We start from the raw sequence: 2,132 nt of genomic DNA on the forward strand, positions 1-2,132 counted from the left end.
CAGCTGCAGCGCATGGCGCAGGTGGTGCGCGCCGTCGAAGCCGTCGTCGCGCTGCCGGCCTACCGCGAGCAGGTGCTGGCCGGCGCGCCGGCGACGGCCCGCGTGGGAGCGGCCGCGGGCCCGCGGGGCGTCTTCTTCGGCTACGACTTCCACCTCGACCACGGCCGGCTCGGGCTCATCGAGATCAACACCAACGCGGGCGGCGCGATGCTCAACGCCGTGCTCGCGCGGGCACAGCGCAGCTGCTGCGCCGCGATGGACACGCTGGTGCCCACGCGCGCGCACGTGGCGGCGTTCGAGCAGCGCCTGGTGGACATGTTTCGTCGCGAATGGCGACTGGCGGGGCACACGCGCCCGCTTCGCAGCATCGCCATCGTCGACGAGAAGCCCGAGCAGCAGTACCTGTATCCCGAGTTCCTGCTCTTTCGCAGGCTGTTCGAGCGGCACGGCCTCACCGCGCTGATCGCCGATCCGGCCGAGCTGCAATGGCGAGACGGCGCGCTGTGGCTGGGCGAATCGGCCATCGACCTGGTCTACAACCGGCTCACCGACTTCTATCTCGAGCAGCCCGCGAGCGCGGCGCTGCGCGACGCATGGCTGCATCGGGGCGTCGTGCTGACCCCGCACCCGCAGGCGCATGCGCTGTATGCCGACAAGCGCCAGCTCGCGCTCTTTTGCGACGCCACCCGGCTGCAGGCGCTGGGCGTGCCCGATGAGATTCAACAGGTGCTGCTGGAGAACGTACCGCACACGGAGATCGTGACGGCCGCGAACAGCGAACGCCTGTGGTTGGCCCGGCGCGGCCTCTTCTTCAAGCCGATCGCAGGGTTCGGCAGCCGGGCCGCCTACCGCGGCGACAAGCTCACGCAGCGGGTCTGGCAGGAGATCCTGGCCGGCGACTACGTGGCGCAGGCGATCGTGCCGCCGGGCACACGCCGAATCGACGAAGCGGATGGCGCGCAGCCGCTGAAGTTCGACCTGCGTGCCTATGCGTACGGCGGCGAGGTGCAGTGGGTGGCGGCGCGCCTGTACCAAGGGCAGACCACCAATTTCCGCACCCCCGGCGGCGGCTTCGCGCCGGTGTTCAGCACTGTCGATGCGTCGGGTCGCACGCCCGCACCGGCAAGCGCCGAACATGCCTCGTATGTCTTTCTCCTGGACGACGCCGGCGGCGTGCATCCGGTGCCTCATGCACTGTACGTGGCGCTCAGCCGCCGCGAGGCCACGGCGCCAGTGCTGGCCGGGAAAACGCTGCGCCTGGCCGACTGGTATGTGCGATTGAAGAACGGCGCACCCGGCGCCGTGGTCAACGAGACGTACAGCGTGGTGCAGGTCGACGCGCAGGGCCGGGTCGAGTCGATCGCCGCGCCCGCGGACTCCGGCTGGCCGACCGTGCCGGAGCGCGAGCGCATGCGAGCGATGCTGTTCGATGCCGCCGGATCGTCCGCCTGAGATCAACCTCCGAAGGAGTCGTCATGGACATCAAGGTACTCGGCACCGGCTGTGCCAACTGCAGGAACACGATCGCGCTGATCGAACAGGTCGCCAAGGCCAAGGGCGTGAGCGTCGCACTGAGCAAGGTCGAGGAGATGCGCGACATCGTGGGCTACGGCGTCATGAGCACGCCGGGCGTCGTGATCGACGGCAAGGTGGTGCATGCGGGCGGCGTGCCCAGCCGCGACAAGGTCGAGTCCTGGCTCGCGCCCTGAGCCGGGCCACAAGACTATCACATGCCACGGTTCGTTGACTCACCGCCCAGCTCGCTCACGATGTCGGCCGCCGCAGGCCGAACGCGCTTCGACGGCTTGCTCCTGCCCACGGTGCCGATGCTGATGCAGCACACGGCCTCCTCGCCTTCGCCCAGGGCGCACAGCTGACGCATTCGGGGCGAGGACATGGCCCGGCCGCTCGTCAGGCCGCCGCCGAAACCCAGGGCGTGGGCGCCCAGAAGGATGTTCTGGATCGCCGCCCCCATCGACACCATGCGTTCGAGGACAGGCGTGTCGGGTTCGCAGTGTCCCAGGCGGGCCACCGCCACCAGCAGCAACGGGGCGCGATGGGCCTTCTCGCGCGCCATCTCGATCTGCTCCTGCGTCGCGCCTGGATCACGATCGACGAGCGCCAGCGCGAAC

The 2,132-nt window shown here is 69.7% G+C and carries 3 protein-coding genes; 2 read left to right on the plus strand and 1 reads right to left on the minus strand.

Going from position 1 to position 2,132, the window contains the following annotated elements; translation table 11 throughout:
• Both VJ693_RS11160 and VJ693_RS11165 read left to right on the plus strand, forming a co-directional pair.
• Positions 1-1,452 (plus strand): hypothetical protein (locus VJ693_RS11160; protein ID WP_324154111.1); only part of this gene is annotated, 1,452 nt, incomplete at its 5' end.
• A 23-nt stretch (positions 1,453-1,475) separates the two neighbouring features.
• Complete coding sequence (locus VJ693_RS11165; RefSeq protein WP_324154113.1) at positions 1,476-1,709, plus strand: thioredoxin family protein; 234 nt, start codon at positions 1,476-1,478, stop codon at positions 1,707-1,709.
• A gap of 17 nt (positions 1,710-1,726) precedes the next feature.
• Here the strand turns inward: VJ693_RS11165 and VJ693_RS11170 are convergent.
• The coding region (locus tag VJ693_RS11170; protein ID WP_324154115.1) for a nitroreductase family protein at positions 1,727-2,132 on the minus strand (406 nt) is incomplete at its 5' end.

The sequence above is a fragment of the Ideonella sp. genome, assembly GCF_035254525.1.
Taxonomy (GTDB): domain Bacteria; phylum Pseudomonadota; class Gammaproteobacteria; order Burkholderiales; family Burkholderiaceae_C; genus Ideonella.

What these genes read in the sequence shown, in the direction of transcription:
- VJ693_RS11165 (WP_324154113.1), top strand. Translation starts at nt 1,476, where the DNA reads ATGGACATCAAGGTACTCGGCACCGGCTGTGCCAACTGCAGGAACACG.